General features: G+C 54.7%; 20 protein-coding genes. 14 read left to right on the forward strand and 6 right to left on the reverse strand.

From position 1 onward, the window contains the following. Window positions 1–46: 46 nt before the first annotated feature. The 4 genes from OGV69_RS24815 to OGV69_RS24830 are packed head-to-tail and all read left to right on the forward strand — an operon-like array spanning window position 47 to window position 4,954. Window positions 47–1,180, forward strand: coding sequence for an amidohydrolase/deacetylase family metallohydrolase (locus tag OGV69_RS24815; protein ID WP_069324755.1), 1,134 nt, complete (start codon window positions 47–49; stop codon window positions 1,178–1,180). Further along, the gene (locus tag OGV69_RS24820) at window positions 1,164–2,282 is read left to right on the forward strand and encodes a DgaE family pyridoxal phosphate-dependent ammonia lyase (RefSeq protein WP_061382749.1); all 1,119 of its coding nucleotides are present in this window, start codon (window positions 1,164–1,166) and stop codon (window positions 2,280–2,282) included. The genes OGV69_RS24815 and OGV69_RS24820 overlap by 17 nt, the downstream gene beginning before the upstream one ends. Beyond that, window positions 2,279–3,019, forward strand: coding sequence for a 2-dehydro-3-deoxy-phosphogluconate aldolase (gene dagF, locus OGV69_RS24825; RefSeq protein ID WP_069324756.1), 741 nt, complete (start codon window positions 2,279–2,281; stop codon window positions 3,017–3,019). The genes OGV69_RS24820 and dagF overlap by 4 nt, the downstream gene beginning before the upstream one ends. A gap of 21 nt (window positions 3,020–3,040) precedes the next feature. After that, window positions 3,041–4,954 carry a BglG family transcription antiterminator gene (locus OGV69_RS24830; RefSeq protein ID WP_038636668.1) on the forward strand — a complete coding sequence of 638 codons (1,914 nt, stop codon included), beginning with the start codon at window positions 3,041–3,043 and terminating at the stop codon, window positions 4,952–4,954. Between the two features lie 68 nt (window positions 4,955–5,022). Here OGV69_RS24830 and OGV69_RS24835 read toward each other — a convergent pair whose 3' ends face one another. From OGV69_RS24835 to OGV69_RS24860, 6 genes are read right to left on the reverse strand one after another with little or no spacing between them, the layout of a single operon-like run. Then, window positions 5,023–5,415, reverse strand: coding sequence for a DUF4280 domain-containing protein (locus OGV69_RS24835; RefSeq protein WP_069324757.1), 393 nt, complete (start codon window positions 5,413–5,415; stop codon window positions 5,023–5,025). Beyond that, window positions 5,412–6,335: a type VI secretion system protein TssA gene (locus tag OGV69_RS24840; protein ID WP_247681470.1), complete on the reverse strand. Its 924-nt coding sequence runs from the start codon at window positions 6,333–6,335 to the stop codon at window positions 5,412–5,414. Before OGV69_RS24840 ends, OGV69_RS24835 begins: the two co-directional genes overlap by 4 nt. Then, entirely contained in the window at window positions 6,332–9,871 is a 3,540-nt protein-coding gene (locus tag OGV69_RS24845; protein WP_247672824.1) for a type VI secretion system protein, read from the reverse strand. Before OGV69_RS24845 ends, OGV69_RS24840 begins: the two co-directional genes overlap by 4 nt. Continuing rightward, window positions 9,871–10,620 carry a DotU family type IV/VI secretion system protein gene (locus OGV69_RS24850; protein WP_069324760.1) on the reverse strand — a complete coding sequence of 250 codons (750 nt, stop codon included), beginning with the start codon at window positions 10,618–10,620 and terminating at the stop codon, window positions 9,871–9,873. Before OGV69_RS24850 ends, OGV69_RS24845 begins: the two co-directional genes overlap by 1 nt. Beyond that, entirely contained in the window at window positions 10,601–11,938 is a 1,338-nt protein-coding gene (gene tssK, locus OGV69_RS24855; protein ID WP_069324761.1) for a type VI secretion system baseplate subunit TssK, read from the reverse strand. The genes OGV69_RS24850 and tssK overlap by 20 nt, the downstream gene beginning before the upstream one ends. Before the next feature lie 14 nt (window positions 11,939–11,952). Continuing rightward, window positions 11,953–12,411, reverse strand: a complete 459-nt coding sequence (locus tag OGV69_RS24860; protein WP_038636684.1) for a hypothetical protein — start codon at window positions 12,409–12,411, stop codon at window positions 11,953–11,955. A gap of 372 nt (window positions 12,412–12,783) precedes the next feature. Here OGV69_RS24860 and tssB point away from each other — a divergent pair, with 372 nt between their 5' ends. From tssB to OGV69_RS24910, 10 genes are all read left to right on the forward strand, one after another. Continuing rightward, window positions 12,784–13,296 carry a type VI secretion system contractile sheath small subunit gene (tssB, locus tag OGV69_RS24865; protein ID WP_038636686.1) on the forward strand — a complete coding sequence of 171 codons (513 nt, stop codon included), beginning with the start codon at window positions 12,784–12,786 and terminating at the stop codon, window positions 13,294–13,296. A gap of 18 nt (window positions 13,297–13,314) precedes the next feature. Next, window positions 13,315–14,796, forward strand: a complete 1,482-nt coding sequence (gene tssC / locus OGV69_RS24870; protein ID WP_069324762.1) for a type VI secretion system contractile sheath large subunit — start codon at window positions 13,315–13,317, stop codon at window positions 14,794–14,796. Window positions 14,797–14,814: 18 nt separating this feature from the next. Further along, the gene (locus tag OGV69_RS24875; protein ID WP_038636693.1) at window positions 14,815–15,297 is read left to right on the forward strand and encodes an Hcp family type VI secretion system effector; all 483 of its coding nucleotides are present in this window, start codon (window positions 14,815–14,817) and stop codon (window positions 15,295–15,297) included. Window positions 15,298–15,306: 9 nt separating this feature from the next. Further along, window positions 15,307–15,684 carry a type VI secretion system baseplate subunit TssE gene (gene tssE / locus OGV69_RS24880; RefSeq protein WP_038636696.1) on the forward strand — a complete coding sequence of 126 codons (378 nt, stop codon included), beginning with the start codon at window positions 15,307–15,309 and terminating at the stop codon, window positions 15,682–15,684. A 19-nt stretch (window positions 15,685–15,703) separates the two neighbouring features. Next, window positions 15,704–17,425, forward strand: coding sequence for a type VI secretion system baseplate subunit TssF (gene tssF / locus OGV69_RS24885; protein WP_069324763.1), 1,722 nt, complete (start codon window positions 15,704–15,706; stop codon window positions 17,423–17,425). Continuing rightward, window positions 17,389–18,333 carry a type VI secretion system baseplate subunit TssG gene (locus OGV69_RS24890; RefSeq protein ID WP_069324793.1) on the forward strand — a complete coding sequence of 315 codons (945 nt, stop codon included), beginning with the start codon at window positions 17,389–17,391 and terminating at the stop codon, window positions 18,331–18,333. The genes tssF and OGV69_RS24890 overlap by 37 nt, the downstream gene beginning before the upstream one ends. Beyond that, window positions 18,324–20,846, forward strand: a complete 2,523-nt coding sequence (tssH, locus tag OGV69_RS24895; RefSeq protein WP_286469543.1) for a type VI secretion system ATPase TssH — start codon at window positions 18,324–18,326, stop codon at window positions 20,844–20,846. The genes OGV69_RS24890 and tssH overlap by 10 nt, the downstream gene beginning before the upstream one ends. Window positions 20,847–20,871: 25 nt before the next feature. Continuing rightward, window positions 20,872–21,507, forward strand: coding sequence for a hypothetical protein (locus OGV69_RS24900; RefSeq protein ID WP_110496142.1), 636 nt, complete (start codon window positions 20,872–20,874; stop codon window positions 21,505–21,507). A gap of 147 nt (window positions 21,508–21,654) precedes the next feature. Then, entirely contained in the window at window positions 21,655–21,903 is a 249-nt protein-coding gene (locus tag OGV69_RS24905) for a type II toxin-antitoxin system Phd/YefM family antitoxin (protein ID WP_038636704.1), read from the forward strand. Further along, complete coding sequence (locus tag OGV69_RS24910) at window positions 21,893–22,174, forward strand: type II toxin-antitoxin system RelE family toxin (protein WP_038636706.1); 282 nt, start codon at window positions 21,893–21,895, stop codon at window positions 22,172–22,174. The genes OGV69_RS24905 and OGV69_RS24910 overlap by 11 nt, the downstream gene beginning before the upstream one ends. Window position 22,175: the final 1 nt, after the last annotated feature.

Raw genomic sequence — 22,175 nt, forward strand, 5'->3', positions numbered from 1 at the left:
AGGCCGGATAAGGCGGTTACGCCGCCATCCGGCAAAGGAGAGAACGATGTTTGATTTACTCCTGCGCCATGCGCGTCTGGTCGATGACACGCTGACTAATATTGCCCTTCAGGATGGCAAAATCGCGGCGTTGGGTGACGTTGATGGTTCGGCGTTGAAAACCATTGACCTGCGCGGCGAATGTTACGTTAGCGCGGGTTGGATTGATTCTCACGTTCACTGCTACCCGAAATCGCCGATTTACCACGACGAACCGGACAGCGTGGGTATTGCCACTGGCGTAACCACCGTAGTGGATGCCGGGAGTACTGGCGCTGATGATATTGACGATTTTTACACGCTGACCCGTGGCGCGGCCACCGAAGTATATGCGCTGCTAAATGTTTCACGCGTTGGGCTTATTGCCCAAAACGAGCTGGCTGACATGGCCAATATTGACGCCGATGCGGTGCGGCAGGCGGTGAAACGTCACCCGGACTTTATCGTCGGCCTGAAGGCGCGCATGAGCAGCAGCGTGGTAGGGGTTAACGGCATCACGCCGCTGGATCGCGCCAAAGCGATGCAGGCGCAAAACGGCGACCTGCCGCTGATGGTACACATCGGCAACAACCCGCCAGATCTGGATGAGATCGCCGAACGCCTCACCGCGGGCGACATTATTACCCACTGCTACAACGGTAAGCCGAACCGCATTCTGACGCCGCAAGGTGAGTTGCGGGCGTCAGTGACGCGGGCGATTTCACGCGGCGTGCGTCTGGATGTTGGGCATGGCACCGCCAGCCTGAGCTTTGCGGTGGCAAAACGCGCTATCGGCCTGGGTATTTTGCCGCACACCATCAGCTCCGATATTTACTGTCGCAACCGTATCAGCGGCCCGGTGCATTCCCTGGCGAATGTGATGTCGAAATTCCTCGCCATTGGCATGTCGCTTCCGCAGGTCATTGAATGCGTTACCGCCCATGCTGCCGATAGTCTGCGCCTGAAACAGAAGGGGCGACTGCAGGTCGGTCTGGATGCCGATTTAACCCTCTTTACGCTGAAACGCCAGCCAACCGTGCTGGTAGATGCAGAAAACGACAGCCTGCAGGCTGAACAACTGCTGGTGCCGCTTGCCGCAATACGTGCGGGCAAGGGCTATATGACCGAACAAGGGAGCGCGGAACATGCCTTCGATTTTTGAGAAATACAAATTAAAACAGGTGATTAACACATCAGGCCGCATGACGGCGCTCGGTGTCTCTACGCCGCGACCCGAAGTGGTTGAGGCCGCGATGGCGGGGATGAACCAATACTTTGAGATGAAAGACCTGGTGAATAAAACCGGTGACTACATCGCGAAATTGCTGGAAGTGGAAGGGGCAACCGTTGTCTCCTGCGCTTCGGCCGGGATCGCCCAGTCGGTCGCGGCTGTGCTGGTTAAAGACAGCGACTGGTTGCTGGAGAACCTGCACGTCACGCCCATCGACAACAACGAAATCGTGTTGCCCAGAGGCCACAACGTCAACTTTGGCGCGCCGGTGGGCACCATGGTAGCGCTTGGCGGCGGCAAGGTCGTAGAAGCCGGTTATGCCAATGAGTGTTCCGCGGCGCAACTGGCGGCGGCCATCACACCGCGCACCGCAGCCATTCTGTATATCAAATCTCACCACTGCGTACAGAAAAGTATGCTCAGCGTGGAGCAGGCTGCGGTGGTGGCGCGCACGCATAATCTACCGCTGATTGTGGACGCGGCGGCGGAAGAAGATTTGCAGTGCTACTACCGCGTGGGCGCAGATCTCGTTATCTACAGCGGCGCGAAGGCGATTGAGGGGCCAACCAGCGGTCTGGTGATCGGTAAAACTCAATACGTTGAGTGGGTAAAACGTCAAACGGCGGGTATTGGCCGGGCAATGAAGGTGGGTAAAGAGGGAATACTTGGCCTGACCTGCGCTATTGAACTGTACCTCAACGCGCAGAAGGAGAGCGGTGCGGAAATGGTCGAGAAAATGACGCCGTTTATTAATAACTTGAATCAGCTTCACGGCGTGAGCGCCCGCGTGGTGTGGGACAGCGCAGGGCGCGACATCGCACGCACGGAAATTAAGTTTGACGAAGCGGTAACCGGGATCGCCACAGGGGAACTGGTCGACGCGCTGAAACAAGGGGAGTACGCGATTTACTTCCGCGGTTACAAAGCCAATGAAGGCATTATCGAAGCCGATGTACGCAGCGTTGATCGCGCGCAACTGGAGATTGTGGCCCGTCGAATTGGTGAAGTGATTTCGCAGGAGAAAAAAGCATGAAACTGATCCCTAATTTTTATCGCGACCGCGTCTGCCTGAACGTACTGGCAGGCTCCAAAGAAAACGCCCGGGAGATTTACGCGGCGGCGGAAGGGCACGTGCTGGTTGGCGTACTGTCAAAAAATTACCCGGATGTCGCAAGCGCGGTAACGGATATGCGTGAATACGCGGCGCTTATCGACAATGCGCTCTCCGTGGGGCTGGGGGCGGGCGATCCTAACCAGTCGGCGATGGTCAGTGAGATTTCCCGTCAGGTGCAGCCACAGCATGTTAATCAGGTCTTTACCGGCGTGGCGACCAGTCGCGCGCTGCTGGGCCAGCAGGACACGGTGGTCAACGGTCTGGTTTCACCAACCGGTACGCCGGGACTGGTAAAGATATCCACCGGTCCGCTAAGCAGCAAAGCGCCGGACGGCATTGTGCCGGTAGAAACCGCCATTGCGCTGCTCAAAGATATGGGCGGTAGCTCAATTAAATACTTCCCAATGGGCGGCCTGCAATGCCGTGACGAGTACATCGCGGTCGCCCGGGCCTGCGCGCGTCATGATTTCTGGCTGGAGCCAACGGGCGGGATCGATCTGGATAATTTCAGTGAAATCCTGCAGATCGCCCTCGATGCCGGCGTGAGCAAAATCATTCCTCACATCTATAGTTCGATTATTGATAAGGTGAGTGGTAACACCCGTCCGGACGACGTACGCCAACTGATGGCGATGACCCGGGCCTGCGTAGGCTAATTGACAGATGAGGAAACTGACGTGCGATTCCCCAACCAACGTTTAGCGCAGCTATTTGGCATGTTGCAAAACGAAGCGCTTCCACAGGACGAGCTGGCGCAGCGGTTGTCGGTTTCCACACGCACCGTACGGGCGGACATCACCGCGCTAAACGCGCTGCTCTCCCAGTATGGCGCGCAGTTTGTCCTCAGCCGGGGTAACGGTTATCAGCTCAAAATTGACGATCCGGCAAGTTTTCATACCTTGCAGACGCAGCAGCCCGACTCGTTGCTGCGTATCCCACGCACCAGCCAGGAACGGGTTCACTGGCTGGTGGTTCGCTTTCTGACTTCGGCCTTTTCACTGAAGCTGGAAGATTTGGCTGATGAATGGTTTATCAGTCGCGCGACGCTGCAAAACGATATGGCAGAGGTGCGCGAGCATCTGCAACGTTATCATCTGACGCTGGAAACGCGCCCGCGACACGGCATGAAGCTGTTCGGCAGCGAGATGGCGATCCGCGCCTGTTTGACCGATCTGTTGTGGATGCTGGCACAGCAGGATCCGCAGCACCCATTGGTGACGGAAGAAGCATTGAATGCCGGGCTTCCTGAGCGGCTGCAACCCGTTTTGCAGGACATTTTCGCCCGTTTTCATATCCGCCTGACCGATGAGGGCGAGTTGTTTTTGCGCTTGTACTGCGCGGTGGCGGTACGGCGGATTAGCGAAGGGTATCCGCTACCGGAATTTGCCGCAGAAGAAGCCGAGCAATCTGTATGCCTGGCCACACGGGAAATCGCGGCGGTATTGCATCGGTTGGCGGATAAACCGCTCTCCATTTCTGAAGAGAACTGGCTGCAGGTGCATATTGCCGCTCGCCAGGTTCAGGAGATCGCTCCCAGTGCTATTAATGCGGATGATGATGAAGCGTTGGTCAATTACATCCTGCGGTTTATCAACAGCCAGTACAACTACAACCTGTTGAATGACAAGCAGTTACATGCCGACCTGCTGACGCATATTAAAACGATGATCACCCGGGTGCGTTACCAGATAATGATCCCCAATCCGCTACTGGAAAATATTAAACAGCACTATCCGATGGCATGGGATATGACGCTGGCCGCCGTCTCGGGATGGGGAAAATATACGCCGTACACCATCAGTGAAAATGAGATTGGTTTCCTTGTCCTGCATATCGGCGTTGGGCTGGAGCGTAGTTACAACATTGGTTATCAAAGGCAACCGAAAGTTCTGCTGGTATGCGATGCCGGAAATGCGATGGCACGGATGATTGAAGCGGTGTTGGCACGTAAGTATCCGCAGATAGAAATCGTCGATACCGTGACGCTACGCGACTACGAACAGCGGGAAAGCATCAGCGAAGACTTCGTGATTTCAACCGCGCGGCTCGGAGAAAAAGATAAGCCTGTGGTGATGATTGCGCCGTTCCCTACCGATTATCAACTGGAGCAGATTGGCAAACTGGTGCTGGTCGACAGAACCCGTCCGTGGATGCTGAACAAATTTTTCGATGCCGCCCATTTCCGCGTTATCGATGGCCCAATGGATCAACAAACGTTGTTCAATACACTATGCCGTCAGTTGCAGGATGAAGGCTTTGTTGATGCGGAGTTTCTTGATTCGGTGGTCGAGCGTGAGGCCATCGTCAGCACTATGCTGGGTGACGGCATCGCCCTGCCGCACTCCCTCGGTCTGTTGGCAAAGAAAACGGTGGTCTACACCATTCTTGCCCCGCAGGGTATTGCCTGGGGCGATGAAACGGCGCACGTGATCTTCCTGCTCGCTATCAGTAAAAGCGAGTATGAAGAAGCAATGGCGATTTATGATATTTTCGTCACTTTCCTGCGCGAGCGGGCCATGACGCGACTCTGCGGCTGCCGGAATTTCACCGAGTTCAAAACGGTCGCCATGGAGTGCGTGAGTCGCTTTTAAAGACGCTGCGATTATCCTGCAGCGTCGTCTCCTGCAATCGTTCCCCCCTTAATTTCAAGGGCATCACATCACGGCACAACGGTCATTACCTGGCCGGGGAAGCTAATCTGGATCACGCCGCCCCACATGCAAATCAGCTTTGACTGGGCGGTGAGTGCGGGCATATTTCCCACTAATACCGTGGGTGAGCCCGGCGCCCAGGGGGCCGGTGTGGCGGGGATACACGGCATTGGCGTCAGCACGCCGAGCGCCGCCGCGGTTGCGGCTGCAACGGTCGGGTTAGCGATGCTGTTGCACATCCCGAACGGCAGAATGTTTACAAACGGTTTGTTATCCATAATATTCGCCATCGGCATGTTGTTGACGATGGTTCGGCTGGTGGGCAACACGTTCAGCGTAGCTGGCGCTATACCAAACGAGCATTGCAGCATCGCGCCAGTACATACGGCAGGACAACTCATGGCAGTACCCCCAATTGTTTCCACAGTCGGCGAGCGGACTCATCGCCGCTAATCAGTTCATTGAGCAATTCAGGTAGCGGCGTATTCCCCCAGGCAAAGGCGCGATAGAGCAGATAAGGCACCGGGCTGTGTGGTTCAGTACGTGCCAGGTAATCCGCGACCTCTTTAATCATCCGATACGCTTCCCCGCGGTGGGCAAATGCAACGGGATTACCAGGCGCTGGTGCCGCTTCTTGTACGACAGGCTGTGAGGGGGCTGGCAAGTTAGCCCCCAATGCTTGCAGGCAGGTTTTAATTTTTTGTTCCAGCGGATTGAAAGACGGTGCGGATGCTGCGGGCCAGCCCTGACATACGGTATTAAGCCGCGTAAGCCATTCAAGACTTGCTGTTAGCGCCGTAACGATCGACTCTTCCGCCCCGGGTAGGGGAACGTCTGATAATTTTCCCTGCTGCCACTGTGATAAGGAGATATGCTCTCCATTCGCTATAAATAGCGGAGCTTCGGCGACCAGAACGGCGTAATGCTGCGCCATCCAGCAAAGTGGGGCGGCGCGATAATCATAGTCGCCCTCTTTGATTTTTGGGTGCAATTCCTCTGGATAACGCTCCAGCGCCAGCGTGGCCAATGCCAGCGCATCGGGCAAAGACGTTAAGCCTTGTGACCGAATCCATGCCTCACCCAGCCAGCTCATAATCACCAGATCCTTGCTGAGCGTTTTTGTCAGCGACGTGGCGATCTGTGCGACGGCGTCCCAGTCAGCGCGTCGCGGCGTGCTTTGCCAGACGCCCGTGGGCAGCGTTTCGTCATCCTGCTGGCGAGCGGCGACCAGTCGGTCGAACTCTGGTGAATAGCGGATCGCGTCTCCGCACGGTTTATCCGCCTGAATAGGCGTCAGTAATGCCTGAATATGTTCCATCATTTTCCTTGTGATAATCCCTGTTCGGTAAGCGGTACCCACGGTAGCGGCGCTTTGCCCTGTGCATCCAACAGCGCGATTTGCCAAAAGACGGTGGTTTGTAACTGTTGCTGACCATCTCCCACAGGAAGCGAAAAGCGTAATGGCAGCGGTTGCGCCAGCGCGCCGCCGACGCGCTGTTGTTTGATCATCCTCAGCAGTGACCATGCCCCCTGCCAGCGCCAGCGACCAGTATCACCGCTTACCGTTACACCTGTCTGTGACAGACCTGGCATTGGTCGCCAGGCGGAGTTAGTTGCCCAGCGTAGACTAAAGTTAAGGCTGTCTCCGCTACGCCAGTGCAGATCCGTCGTGCCGCCGGGGTAGCTTATTGCCTGTTGATTGCCGGTAAGCCGCCAGTCGGCAATTTGGTCAGCGCCGACCTCGCGGTGACGAGAGGTGCGCCAGATAACGCGTAACGTAACCCCTTCCGGACTGACCAGCGCGGAAAGTAATGGCTGCGCCGCCGCCAGTTGTTGAATCAATGGCGGCTGCGCAGAGAGCGTTTCTGGAGGGAGCTGCGCGAGTAAAGTCGTGAGTTCGCGAACCCGATCGACATCGGCATCCGGTGCCTGTGGCGCGGCGGTAAAGGGGAAATGCCCCGCCAGCCAGACGTTGTACAGTGTGAAGATTTGCCCCACCGCGCCAATGCTCGCCTGCTGGCGTAGCTGCTGGCATGTTTGCTGCGATGCGTTTACCAGCGCGTTCAGCGATTGGCTGTAAAAATCGTTACCGCCGGAAGTGGTGAACTGCGCCAGCTCGCTCTGACAATTCTGAGCGGAAAGCGTGGGCAGCGCGGCGGCAAGCGTGGTCATTTGCATCGGCGGGCTGCCAGGATCCTGTTGTTGCAGCCGCTGCATTGTGGCCAGTGAACTGCTCCAGCGGACGATAAGCTGGTTTTCCGTCGTGGTAAGCCATGGACGCTGTTTGTCGAGCCAGTCGATATCCTGCTGATAGCGGGTCAATGCGCCGGAGATTTGCGCGGCTTGCGCGTTGGCCCAACCGGCAATCTTCTGCCCGCTGACCTGCGCCTGCTCTGCCGTGGCGTAATTCACGGCGGGAGGGGCGATCGCCGGCAGTAACGCGCCGCCGTCCTGGCGCACGCGGGCAATCACCTGGGCTGCGGCCTGCTGACGTAATGCGATGGCAAACTGAGGACGATTAAGCTGGTTGAACGCGTCAATGAGTTGATCCGCGCTAGCCGTACTGAGATTGCTATGGTCAGGTGACTCGGCAGCCCCCGTGTACAGTGCCTGAAGCATGGCGTTTTCAACTGCTTGCCGGGCCAGCATAGTGAGTTTGGGACGCCAGATACTGTCCGGAAGTTGTTGTATAAAACGCTCATATCCGCCAAACAGCGCCAGTGCCTGCTGGAGTTGTAGATTCCCGGGATAGCCTGCTGTTGTGTCGGTCGGCAGGCTCGCCCCACGCTGCCAAAACGGTTGATTGAGCAGATCGCGCAGGCTTTTTTGCAGCGCGACAACATCCGGTGACACGCTGAACTCGCCTTCCGGCGACTGCTCGGTTAGTGAGGAGAAATGCAGACGGGAACCATCGACCTGTGCCAGAAAGCGTTGGCGCAATAAGGCTTCATGACGTAAAACTTCTTGAATCACATCATTGTCGATCAGTCTGAGCGTGCGTGCCTGGGTGAGGAGCTCATCCAACGGCAGCCGAATAGGTGAGTGAGTCGCATCGCGGCTAAGATTATTAATCGTAGTTAGCGTGGCCTGTAAACGGCTGACCTGACGGATTAAGGAACGCACAAATAGCGGAGTAACCCGTGAGTCATTGCTGAATAACGTCAGTAACTGTTCGAGCTGCTCTTCGTTGTTATCCAGACTGGTGTTGCCATAATTCTGCTCCAGCCAGCGCATCGTTTCGCGAGAAAAATACTCGCTGTTTCGCTGCGTTAATTCACTGGCGTCAGGCAATTTGAGGCGTGAAAGGTTGAGGGTGGCAATCATCCCATTCAGACGATCCTGCGACGGTAGCGATTCTGTATCTACGGTCACGCCCCAGATGCTGGCGCTGACGTTTGCCAGCGTCTGTATAGTGGGTTGCTTCACCTGCATTAATTGCAGTAATGGTAAATAACGCGACTCCATTTGCTTTGCCTGGCTAAGCAGGTGCTGAATCTGGCGGTAACGCTCCTCGGGCAGTAGCTCCTCCTGCTCTGACATCTTCTCACTTTGACTTTGCAGACAGATGCTGTTGGTCGCAGGTAATAACAGGCTGGCTAACGTGGCGTTATTAAAGGTGTCCCGTAATTTTGTGTCGGTATGGCTGAACAAGGAACCGGGCCAGACAACAGATCGAAACTGCCACTGCGGAATACCGTTAAGCACTCGCCAGTACAGTGCGGTGGATCGTTCGCCGGCGTTATTGGCGCGCAGGGTTTGTGTGGCCAGCACTTGCAGACGATCGTGTAGTAAAACGGCGTTGGTATGTTGGTATTGCCAGCTCCAGATCATTGCCGCCAGCCAGATAACACAAAGGCAGCTATAACAGGCGAGGGTAATGAAATGGCGGCGCAGATTCAGGCGCAGCAGGCGGCGGACCGGGAGCGCCAGACCACGCTCGGCGGCAATTTTGCCGCTCAGTAGCGTCTGGCAAAACTGCATCCGTGGTTTATCATGGGTTAGCGTACGGGCGACAAACCAGATCCCACGCAATAGTGGAGGTTCATCGCGGGCGTTGCTGTTAAACAGAGAATCGAAATAATCATGCAGCGGGGCGGCTAGCGGCAGGAGGTTTTCCGGCAGACGAAACAGATCTTCCGGCGTATTTCCCCGCAGCGCGCCGAGTTCCGTGATGAGCATGCGCAGTGAGCTTCGGGTATTGTCCAGCGCGCTGTCTATCCACTGTGGCTTCCAGATGGCCTCTCTGGCGACCGGGATGGCGCTGCCGATGGGGCTGTGACGAGCCTCCTCCGGCAACATGGCTAACAAAGACGAAGCCCCTTCCAGTGCTTCTACACCGCTTATCAGCAGGTAGACCGGTAAACTCAACCCACATACTTGCTGTAGCTGTTGGCAGTTGTTCAGTAGGCTGGCGCGAGCGGCTTCATCGCCCTGCAGCACATCCAGCGACAGGGTGATAATCAGCGCGTCCAGTGGACGCTGCGGACGACTTTTCACCAATGCCGCGAGCATTTTTTGCCAGTCATTCTGGCGAATAAGCCGTTTTTTCGCGGCAGTTTGCAACGTTTGCGGCAGGCACAAAACACTACACTGAGGGTTAAACCACCATTGCCCGAACCAATACTCCTGGCCGTCGGTGAGTGACCAACTGCGACAAAGCAGACGGTTATCTTCTTCGCCGCCCAGCATCAGTATGCGCATACTGTCGTAAGGATCCTGACCGCCGCAGGCGCGCTGGATCTCTTTTTGCGCACGGATGAACGTATCGTTGCGGTATTCCCACTGCCACCAGACGCACCAGAGGGTCATCGCCAGCAGCACCAGCACAATAATCAGCAGAGTCAGCCAGTGTTGCATCACCTGGAATCTCCCTGGCAGGACTGGGTCACCGGGAAATCAGGCAACGTATTCACGCCGATAGCATCTTCAATACTTAGCCACAATCGTTGGCTTAACAGCAGCAGAGCGAGCAGTATGATGAGGGCAATCAGGTGCAGACGTGAGTTGTCAGGCAGGCGACGGTGTGCCGGAAGCTGTAATGGCGTTCCCAGTGCTGCGGATTCCATTCGCTGGGCAATATCGCTGAATCTGGCGTCATGCTGGAAAGCAAAATGCCATAGCAGGTGACAGGTTTCCTGGTGGGTCTGTGGATCAAAATCGTCACGCCGGGAACCGAACCCCAGCGTCAGGCAACGTAAATAAAGCGCGGCTAAATCGCGCTGTCCGGGGCTGCGCTCATTGAGTAACGCGGTGATCTTATGAGGGATCAGATCGCCGGCGCTATGGGTCTGCCACAAATGGTACTCCAGCGGGCAACTCTGCCAGAGTGAGAGGGCTGGCCAGTCGCCATAGAGTACAGATTCATCAATCAGCGCGACCAGGGCGTAAACCGCGTCATCAATCTGCTGCTGAAAGGGGGTACCCAATTCACGGATTAGACGTCGGTTATACTCTGCCACCGCCTGACTGGCGTACTCAAAAGCCTCCGTGTGCAATTCATCAGGCGGCAGCGTGGTGCTTTTCCAGCGTTCAAACTGCGCCAGCCAGCGAGAGAAGACGTCATCAAACAGACGGCAGGCAGGCATATCAGGATTCGTAGGCGTCATGGCGATCCTCCTGACGGTAAAGCATGATCCGCTGCGGCATGTCATCGGTTTCATGCAGCGGAGCAATGACCAGCGGCGTCTCTTTTTCAAACCACTGGGTGGTAAGCGTTAACGTGAACAGGGCGATACTGCTGTCGACTTCCCAGTCGCCGTGCTGTTCGGCGGACAGTGGAGCGAGTGTCATCCCATGCATTCGCTGACGACGCAAAACGGCCAAAAACGGTTGGCTGGCGATAAGGCTCTTTTGTAACCAGCTTTCTGCTCTAAAGGTGCTGCCAGCAGGCATCAGCAGACCAATCACCACCTGTTCTCCGGCATGGATATTCGCGGGGAGCTGAAGCGAAAACATGTTATCCAGTTTGCTGAAGTTGATCCGTTGATAGCGGCGATGAATATGCGCCAATTGATTTTTCAACATGGTGAAAAGGGAGGCGAATGCCGGCTGCATGTTTTGATAATCGAAGGTCGGCAGCAAGGGCAGGGTTTTATCCTGGGTCAGAATTGCCGTCTGCCCGAGAAATAAACACAGCGCGCGGTAAAGATCCTCAGGGTGTGGACGCCCACCGTTAATCAGGCTTTCCAGCAGCGGTAAAGCCCCTTGAATACTTTGTAACGACAGCGTTAGCCACAGCCAGTCATGGGTGCGTTGGCTCTGTTGCGCCAACTGCATTTCCCGGCTTAAAAACAGAATTTTTTCTCTTGCCTGTAAGCAGAGTTGTCGCGTGTTGCGGGAAAGATAGCTCTCTTCACTGACGCTGGGCGAGGGCGGAAACCAGTCGCTCTGACGAAATCCTGCTTCGGTATACACTATCTGAAGTAGCGGCAGACAGATTAAATCGGCGCGTTCATGCTGACAAACCAGGCGTGGTGCGGGCTGCCACAGCGAAATACTTTCAGGAAATTCTCCGCTGCTCAGATCCGGCATTGGGGCGCTGTTCGTTGAGCGATAGCGGTCATTCATCAACTGCCACTGTCCGGCGCGGTTTAGCGGCGGCAGCGCCAGCCAGAGAATATGTTCACTGTCCGGCGCGGCGGGGAGCAGATGTTGGCAGTCGAACTCCAGCGGCGAGTCGCGGCTGATATCGTACTCAACCGGCGTGCCATCGGGCATGATTGCCTCAAGACGCAGGATACGCAGCATACCGGCACACAGTGCGGCTTCGTCGATATGTAGGTGGTTAACGCCCCAGAATCCGGGATTGGCGCACCGCGCCAGCATGGCGGGAAGCATTTCATTGCGCAGCGCCTGTAACTGGAAATGTTGCGGCAACATCGCCATCCCTTCGTACCAGCAGACCATTGCCGGAATCGTGCTCATAGTATCTTCCTTGTTCAGGGCGCCAGAATTGCCTCATCCGTCATCAGTAGCAGATGCAGTGAACTGACTTTATCCAGCCGGAGCCGGTGATCGCCTTCACTGCGATAACGTGCAAACAGTAGCGTTGCTTCTGTCGTAACGCCCTGCAGGGGATTTTCTTGCGCAACAAAACGTGAACCTGGCACCAGTTCCAGAGACCAGACGCGAAATCCGTCAGGGTTATCACGCAATAATTGTGATTTGGCATTAAACCACTGTGTCGCGGAGAGTGACTGGACGGTGGGTAACAGCGCGCTATCGGTAATAGCGACAATATCCACTGCTACCGGTGCGTTATCATTCGCATCCGGAACTGTTTCAATAATTACATCATTAAATGCCACACGGTTTTGCCACAATGAACAGCCGCTATTCAGTAACGTTAAGGTACTGAATAATATTAATATGGCCGAATGGCATATGCCGCTTTTCATATAAAGTCCTTTTATATTGTTATAAGAACGGTAATTAATGGTTGAGGTTTGTTTTTTGATTTAAATCATTATTCAGCGCGGATTATAAAATAAAAAACGTTTTACTTGATTTATTCACATGGTGAATTAGTTTTGTTGAAAATATCATTTCAGTGATTATTTATTTGTATCTTATTGATTTTAATTGGTTGTTTAATTGCTTTTGATTTTTATCAAAGCGGCGATCCTGGTGTAAAAACTGAAAAATTAAGTTGATATTTATTTTTTGTTGTGTTTTTTATATTGCATGTAGTTATTCAGAAAAATCTATTTTCGAATAATGGTGCGGCAAAAATAGCACCAGGGATACTATTGCAATAAAAAGGATTAAATATGGCAGAGAGCATTCAGCATAAACTCAACCGTATTAGGCCGCCGCGCGTGCAAATAACCTATGACGTGGAAACTGGTGGCGCGATTGAGAAAAAAGAACTTCCTTTGGTTGTTGGTATTTTAGCGGATCTATCCGGGCATCCAGCATCTCCACCGGCCAAATTACGTGAGCGCCGTTTTGTTGAAATCGATCGTGATAATTTCGACGATGTACTCTCTTCTGCCTCGCCTCGTCTGGCGATACAGGTTGAAAATCGTCTGGCTAATGATGGCAGTAAACTGAACGTAGAACTCCACTTCAACGAATTCGACGACTTTTCTCCTCTCAATATCATTAATCAGGTTAAACCCCTCCAACGTCTTTTTCTTGCCCGTCAACGCTTACGCGACCTGCTAACCAAACTGGATGGTAACGACGATCTGGATACGTTGTTGCAGCAGGTAGTCAATGACAACGCTGAGCTTCAGGCGTTAAGACCCATTGCTGAAGAAAAACCGACTGACAACGCGTAACTAAAAAGGGGAAGAACAATGGACAATGTTCAGGAACAAGCTGAAACCGGTGGGCAAACCGTTACGCTGAGCGTGCTGGACCGCATTATTCAGGAAGGGCGGATGGCGCGCGATGAGCTACAGCAGACCTACGCGCGTGACATGCTGGAAGAACTGGCTACGCAGATTCTTGATGAAGGGATGGTGATTGAAAGCGATACCGTAGCGATGATCAACCACCGCATCGCGCAGATTGACGCGCTCATCAGCGACCAGTTGAATGAAGTATTACATCACCCGGAGATGCAGAAACTGGAAGCCTCCTGGCGTGGCCTGCATCAATTTGTGATGAATACCGAAACCAGCACCCGGCTGAAATTGCGTCTGCTGAATGTGTCACGTAAGGAGTTGCAGGACGATCTGGAAAAAGCGGTCGAGTTTGACCAGAGCACGTTGTTCAAAAAACTGTATGAAGATGAATACGGGACTTTCGGCGGCAACCCTTACAGCGTGTTGGTGGGCGATTTTGAGTTTGGTCGACATCCGCAGGACGTGGCGCTGCTGGAGAAAATCTCCCAGGTGGCGGCAGCGGCCCATGCGCCATTTATTGCTGCCGCCAGTCCGCGCTTATTTGATATGGGATCGTTCGCTGAGCTGGGCGTCCCGCGCGATCTGGCGAAGATCTTCGAAAGCACCGAATTGATTAAATGGCGAGCCTTCCGCGATAGCGATGACTCCCGCTATGTCTCGCTGGTGTTACCGCATGTGTTGCAGCGTCTGCCGTACGGACCGGATACGGTGCCGGTAGAAGGGGTGAACTTCGTTGAAGATGTTAACGGCATGGACGCGAGTAAATACCTGTGGGGCAACGCCGCATGGGTGCTGGCTAACCGCATTACCGAGGCATTTGCCTTGTATGGCTGGTGCGCGGCGATTCGTGGCGCTGAAGGCGGTGGACTGGTGGAAGATCTTCCAGCGCATACCTTCTCTACGCCATCCGGCGATATCAGTCTGCGCTGCCCAACGGAGATAGCCATCACCGATCGCCGTGAGAAAGAGTTGAACGATCTCGGGTTTATCGCGCTGTGCCATAAAAAGAATACTAACACCGCCGCGTTCTTTGGTGGACAAACGACTAATCAGGCAAAAATCTACAACACGCCGGAAGCCAACGCCAACGCGCGCATTTCAGCGATGCTACCGTACATCCTGGCCGCCTCGCGCTTTGCGCACTACCTGAAGGTTATTATGCGCGACAAGATTGGCAGCTTTATGAGCCGTGACGAGATCGAAAGCTACCTCAACAACTGGATTGCCGATTATGTCCTGCTCACCGACAGCGCCCCACAGGAGATCAAAGCGCGTTATCCACTGCGCGAAGCGCGGGTGGACGTAAGTGCTGTGCCTGGCAAGCCGGGAGTCTATCGCGCGGTTGTATTCCTGCGTCCGCACTTCCAGTTAGAAGAGTTAACCACTTCTATTCGTCTGGTCGCCGAACTGCCGCCACCGGCAGCCGCTTGATCATTAAGGAGATAAACCATGGATGCGATTTTTTTAAAGCTCGACGATATCAAAGGCGAAAGTCAGGTTGATGGATTTAAAGATCAGATAGAGATCATGTCCTACAGCCATAACGTCGCAATGCAGGTCACCAACGACGTCAGTAACACCGAACGCACCTCCGGACGGGCGCACGTGGGGGAAATGTCGCTGACCAAGTTTGTCGACCTTTCCACGCCGAAGCTTAACGAGTACTGCTGCAGCGGGAAGATGATTAAAGAAGCCGTGTTGACGTTATGTCGGAATGATGACGGCAAAATGCTGCCACTTATCGTGTATACCCTGGATAACGTGATTATCTCGCATCTGAGCGTGAGCGGCGGTTCCGGCGGTAAGCCGGTGGAAACGATGTCGCTAAATTTCACCAAAATTAAATGGGAAATTACCGCTCAGAAACTGGGAGGTCAGAAAGAGGGTAACGTCTCTTCCGTCTGGGATATGGCGATGAATAAGAAACCGTAACTTGAGGTAATGCCCATGTCACTACCCGTCGCGCTGCTCGACAGACTGATGGATGAGGACATTACGCCGCGTGAGTCGGTTTGCCGGGAGTTGAGAAGACTGTTCAACTCCCGTGCGGCAGAAGATGCTGACACATTGCCGGTGCTGCTTGCCTGGGGCGTCCCGGAATGGCACGGGCTGAACGCGGGCGATGAACGGGTGCTGCGTTGGTATTGCCGTCAGCTGCGCGCTGCTATTTTGCGCCATGAGCCCCGGATTCAGGCGCTGATCGTGAGCGTAAAAGATGCCCATCATCAGACGCTGGCGCTGCAACTTGACGCGATGCTGTGGAACGACGACGAACCGCTAACGCTGGAGCTGGCGTACCAAAATGGCGGTTGGCGATAACCCGTATCAGGGGAGATCAATGGACGATCGATTGCTTGATGATTATCTGCAAGAGCTACGATGGCTGCGAACCGCCAGCGGTGAATTCGCTCGTCGGCATCCGCATGTTGCTTCCCGACTGCGGCTGAGTGAATTCGATTGCCCGGATCCCCATGTTGAACGACTTCTGGAAGGCTTTGCGTTGCAAAGTGCCAGGCTGCATCAGCGTCTTGATGACGGCTTTGGTGAGCTATGCGACTCGCTACTGGAACAGCTCTCTCCCCATTTGTTACGCCCTTTTCCTTCTTGCGCAACCGCTTGTTTTACCGCCGATCCGCTGGCGGGCGATCTGAGTCAGGGCTACACGCTTCCTGCTGGAACGCCGTTATACGCGCAAACGGAAAGTGGAGAAACAGTCTGGTGGCGCACGGCGTTGGCGCAAACGCTGTGGCCTATCGAGATTGAAAATGTTGTCTGGTGTGATGCCGCACAGGCCCGGCAGTTGAGCGGAATGGCGCAGGCGCGTGGCGCATTGCGTATTCAGCTACGTTGCCTGCCGCCGCATCAGTTCTCAACGTTGGCGGTAACACAGTTGCGCATTCATCTCAGCGGTTCGCCGCAAATCAATGCCACGCTGTTTGATTTGTTATATGCCCATGTCATCGGGCCGCTGCGCCCACATCCCATTGGCCTGCTGAATGCCGAAAAGATTTTGCCCAGCGAACCGGGCGTAGAGTCCAGCGTGCTGGCGCTCAGTGCCTGGATGAACTGTCCGCAGACGCTGATGTATTTTGATTTACCGCTGCCGTCGACGGGCGAGGGCGACAGTATCACGGTGTGTATCCCTTTCGACAATGCTCCACAGGCAGCACAGCATATTAAACCTGGCGATATTCGTCTGGGCTGCGTGCCGGTAATAAACCTTTTCACTCGCACCTCAGAGCCGCTGTTTGTCGAACATACCCAGAGCGAACATCGGCTGGTCGCCGATCATCATGACAAAAATGTGCACATCTACCGCGTACAGGCGCTGTGGATGAGTCGCCGTGAGAAAGCCTGGCGCGTTCCTGCGTACTACTCAGCCCAGGGACATAGCGAGGCCCGCTGGTTCTGGTATGCACGGCGTCACCGCCACCAGGGGAATACGCTGTGGCTAACGCTGGTGGACAGCCGTTTTGACCCGTATGTAGCGGATGAAGAAACCAGTCTGACGGCAACGCTCTGGTGCAGCAACGGTGAGCAGGCTGCACAACTTACAGCGGGAACGCCATTGACCTTCGAAGTGCCGGGCCCGGTTGCGCAAGTACATTTATTGGGTACGCCGACCACGCCTTCTGAGCCAGCATTACAGCGGGACACGCGCTGGAAGTTGCTTTCCTCGCTGGCGCTCAATCACCTGTCGCTGGTGGAAGGCGAGATGGCGCTGGCGTCGCTGAAAGAGCTGCTGGCGCTGTACGCCCCTTCCGCCGCGTCACCCGCCGTCTGGCAACAGATTAATGGTATTCGCGAGATGCGTTGCCAACGGGTCAGTGAGCATCGGGGAGGTGATGCCTGGCGCGGTTGGCATAACGGCATCCGGGTGACGTTAACGCTTGAACCACAATCATTTACTGGCAATAGCCGACTGCTATTTGCCGGCATCATCGCCCGTTTTCTGGCTCGCAATGCCACCGCGAACTGCTTTGTTCGTACGGTATTGCAGGAAGATGGAGAGGAACTGTCGCTATGGACAGAAGCCGAACAGACCGCGCTGATAGCGTAATCGCCCTATTGCGGCGCGAGCCGTGGCGCTTTTCGCTCGAGCAGTGTATCCGCATCTTACGGGCGAGCGGTGAAACGCCCGCGCTGCGGGGGGAACTGGGGCTGGCGTTCACGCCTGCGGAGGTGTCGCTGCGCGACGGTACCCTTCAGGTCCACAGCCTGGGGCCGGGCGGAGCCGATGGGGTGCTGCCCTACGGCTGGCTGGAATGGCTGCAACAGGCGGCGCAGGATAAAAACAGCGCGTCGCAGGACTTTATTCATCTGTTTCAACAGCGCTTGATTCAACATCACTGCCGTAGCCTGAGCCTGTATCGGCTGGCAACGCCTTACGCCAGGCGAGAAGATGCGCCGGGGTTTACGCTGATGCGGGTGCTGTGTGGTTTTGATCTGGATGCCGTAAAAAAGCCTCAGTCTGGGCAGCTACAGCGTCTGCTGTCGCAAAGTAGCGGGCTGGCGAATCGTCGGCGTTCAACGGCGGGATTTGTGGTGCTGGTGGCGGCAACGCTCGGTATCACCGTCCATATTGAGGAGTTTATCGGGCGCTGGCAATCCTTGCCGCTGGCGTCTCAAAGTCGGACCGGGTGTCGGCTGGGGCGCAATAGCGTCGCCGGTCGGCGAATATGGAATCAGCATGCGGCGCTACGGGGGCATCTGCGTGCGGAAAATGCCGCGCAGTGGCGAACATTTTTACCTGGCGGGCGGGGATTTATTCAACTGAGCAAATTAGCGGAAATCTGGTTTGGTGCGGGAATAACGCTGGAATTGATGATGCGCGCAACCCTGACTCTGGATCATCGCTTAACCCGCGCTGCGCCGCCGCGTCTGGGTTATACCGCGCAACTGGCAGGGCGCAAGCCCGCCATGTTCCATTGCCAACAGCATCTTGAGGAGAACAGTAAATGGATTTGAAAGCGCTGGTAAAACGACTGAACCCAATTTGTTTTCGTGCGCTGGAACAGGCCGCCGAACGCAGCCGGGCGCAGGGACACTGGTTCGTTGAGCCGGAGCATATGCTGCTGGCTTTACTGGATGATGAACACTGTGATTTAGCGTATTGCCTGAGCAACGCGGCGATCTCCACCGATACGTTACGTGAAGAGATCCAGCGTGCTCAGGCGCAGTTCAAAACGGGCTGTACGCGGATGCCGGTGTTTTCCGTACACCTGATAGAGCTACTGGAAGGGGCGATTTTGCAGGCGACGTTCCAGCGTATTCCTCTGGTTCGTTCGGCCTTATTGCTCCTGACCTTACTCACCCGAGAACGGCTGCGTACCCAGTTGGCGCAGGGAATGCCACTATTGTTACAGCTTCCGGCTGCGGAGCTGGAAAGCCAGTGGCAGAACTGGTGTCGCAACTCCGTTGAGGAGGCTGCAGACCCTGACAAGGGCGAATCCCCGAAGCGTGAAGGCGGGGTTCTGGATCAATATACGCACGATCTGACGCGTGACGCGCGGGAAGGGCGGATCGATCCGATCATCGGGCGCGACGCGGAGATCCGCCAGTGCATCGACATCCTGCTGCGTCGCAGGCAAAACAACCCGATTCTGGTGGGTGCGCCAGGTGTGGGCAAAACCGCCGTCGCCGAAGGGCTGGCGCTGCGCATTGCCGAAGCCAGCGTGCCGCCGCCGTTGCGTGATGTCGCTCTGCTGGCGCTCGATCTTGGCTTGTTGCAAGCGGGAGCGGGCGTGAAAGGTGAATTTGAGCAGCGACTAAAAGGCGTCATTGACGCCGTTAAAAAATCCCCGCAGCCGATTATTTTATTTATCGACGAAGCCCACACGCTGATTGGCGCGGGCGGCGCCGAGGGGGGTAATGATGCCGCCAACCTGCTGAAACCGGCGCTGGCGCGTGGTGAACTGCGTACCATCGCCGCCACCACCTGGCAGGAGTACAAAAAATATTTCGAGAAAGATCCGGCGCTGGACCGGCGTTTTCAGCGTATCCAGATCGAGGAACCGGACGAGAACAGCGCGGTAATCATGCTGCGGGCGGTGGCCGATAAACTGGAGGCGCATCACGGGGTACAAATTCTGGATACGGCGATCCGCGAGGCGGTGCGCCTCTCGCAGCGCTATATCTCTGGTCGCCAGTTGCCGGACAAAGCGATCAGCGTGCTCGACACCGCCTGCGCGCGGGTGGCGCTGGCGCAGCATGACGTGCCGCCCCAGCTTGAGGAGATCCGTCAGCAGCAGGCGGCTATTGAAGAAGAGAGCGAACGCCTGAACCGCGAGCTGCTGGTCGGCGTCGATCATCACGATCGACTGTGTGAACTGGAAGCGCAGGCGGAAAAACTCCACCAGCAGGCGCGGGAAGTGGAAGGACGCTGGCAGGATGAGCGTCAGCGGGTCGGCGAGCTACAGGCCGCCCGTCAGCGGATGCTGGATCTCAGCGCGCGGCTGGACGATGACGAGGAACTGGAGCAAGAGCTGGTGGAGTGCGCCGCGCTGATCGGCAAACTGGAAACTGCCGCCGCCCAGCTACGTGACGAAGTGCCGCTGGTGCCGGACTGCGTCGATCCCGCCACGGTGGCTTCGGTGAGCAGCGGCTGGACCGGGATCCCAATCGGCCAGATGCAGACCGATGAAGCCCACGCCCTGCGCACGCTGGTTGCACGGATGAGCGAACGGGTAATGGGACAACAGGCCGCGCTGGAGACCATCGCCCAGCGGCTGCGCGCCTATCGCAGCGGCCTGACCGATCCGCAAAAGCCGGTCGGCGTGTTTCTGCTGGTGGGGCCAACCGGCGTGGGTAAAACCGAGACCGCCTATGCGCTGGCCGATGCTTTGTACGGCGGCGAACGCAATCTGATCACCATCAACCTGTCTGAATACCAGGAAGCGCACACCGTCAGCCAACTGAAGGGCGCGCCGCCGGGCTACGTTGGCTACGGCAGCGGCGGGGCGTTAACCGAAGCCGTGCGCCGTCGCCCCTATTCGGTGGTGCTGCTCGATGAAATCGAAAAGGCACACCCGGATGTGCTGGAGGCGTTTTATAACGTCTTCGATAAAGGGGTAATGGAAGATGGCACCGGGCTGATTGTTGATTTTAAAAACACGGTGATGCTGGCAACCAGCAATGTCGGCGCAGAGTTAATTCTTGATACGCCTGCAAATGAATTAAACAGCGAGCGGTTTAATGAGGCATTGCGCGAGGAGTTATTAAAGCATTTTCGCCCGGCGTTTTTAGCAAGGATGACCACGGTGGCCTATCGGGCATTGGATGAAAAAATATTAAAAGGGATTGTGCTGGCGAAACTGGAGAAATTATCACAGCGATATTTCGTGGCGACGGGGGAGAAATTAAATATGGAAGATGGATTAGTCGAGAGGGTGATGGAGAAGTGTAAGGGAGTCGGGGCCAGGGATGTTGAGAATTTGGTGGTTGGGGAAGTGATGGAGAGAAAATTACAAGTTATTAATTGAGTCGTATCTATAAAAGGAGAATAATATGTGGCCATTTAAATGGGATGTTGATGATGGTGATACGAAACTTGCCTTGTTACGAACGAACCCTGAGTCGACACTCTTACAGTATGTTTTTCTTGTCGATATTGCTAAAGGTGTAATTTTAAATTCAGGGAATTGTAGTGTGAAGTGTGTTAAAGTAAAAGATAAAATATATAAGTTGATATTAACAAATAACTCCGGTAGTGATTGGTATTTCCCCTTTGTTACCAATGGATTGGGAGGGGTTGGAAGTTGTGAGGTTCCAATTCCTCAAAATAATGGAGCGTTGGCCATATCAACAGGAATGAATGGTTGTGCATTACAGGTAAATAAAAATGATAGAAAATTTATCTTTTTTCATGATTCAGATGGGACATCATTAGGTAAAATTACTGTGCAGGGAGAATGCGTCTGTAGAGTGGAATATAGGGATTATGCTGGCCCTTTTTATTCTGGTGAAAAATTTTTAAAAGAAAAGAAATTTGGTGATGGCTATTTTTCATATTATCCTATATGTGTACACCATGAAAATAAATGGAAGGTTTTTTATTCTGGGGTATATCACTCCCCAGTTAGTAATAAATATGAAAAATTATATGATGTTTTTCCATGTAAAACATCTTTTTATGACGAGTGAATGAATTTAATTATAACCACCTCCGCGCCGTTAACCGGGCAACAGACCATAATGCCATGGTTTTGGTGTAGTAAAAGCATTTTTAATGATGCTTTTAAAAGTACCTTTTGTGGCCTATACTAAAACCTCATTAACGAGGAAACAACCATGCCATTTCACATACTGACCAAAACCGCAGCCAGCATCACCGACCTGAAACGTAACCCGATGGGGACGGTTAACGCAGGGGAAGGTGAAGCGGTGGCGATTCTGAACCGCAATGAGCCAGCGTTTTACTGCGTGCCGCCTGCGGTCTATGCGTATTTGCTGGAGCTGGCAGAAGATGCGGAGCTGAACCGTATCGCCGACGAACGTGAAGGTGGAAAGCGAATACAGGTGTCTTTAAATGACCTATAGTCTGGAGTTTTTAGATATTGCGCTCAAGGAGTGGCGCAAACTTTCACCCACATTACGCGAGCAGTTCAAAAAGAAGCTAGCGGAACGGCTAGAGAACCCTCATGTCCCTGCCGCCCGCCTGTCTGGCAAATTACACCGTTATAAAATCAAGCTACGCAGTGCCGGGTATCGTCTGGTCTATCAGGTCGAGGACGAGCAGGTTGTCGTTCTTGTGATCGCCGTGGGCAGACGTGATGGCGATGAGGTTTATCATCAGGCTAACCGGCGCTAGC

The organism is Citrobacter sp. Cc139, assembly GCF_030334645.1.
Taxonomy (GTDB): Bacteria; Pseudomonadota; Gammaproteobacteria; order Enterobacterales; family Enterobacteriaceae; genus Citrobacter; species Citrobacter werkmanii.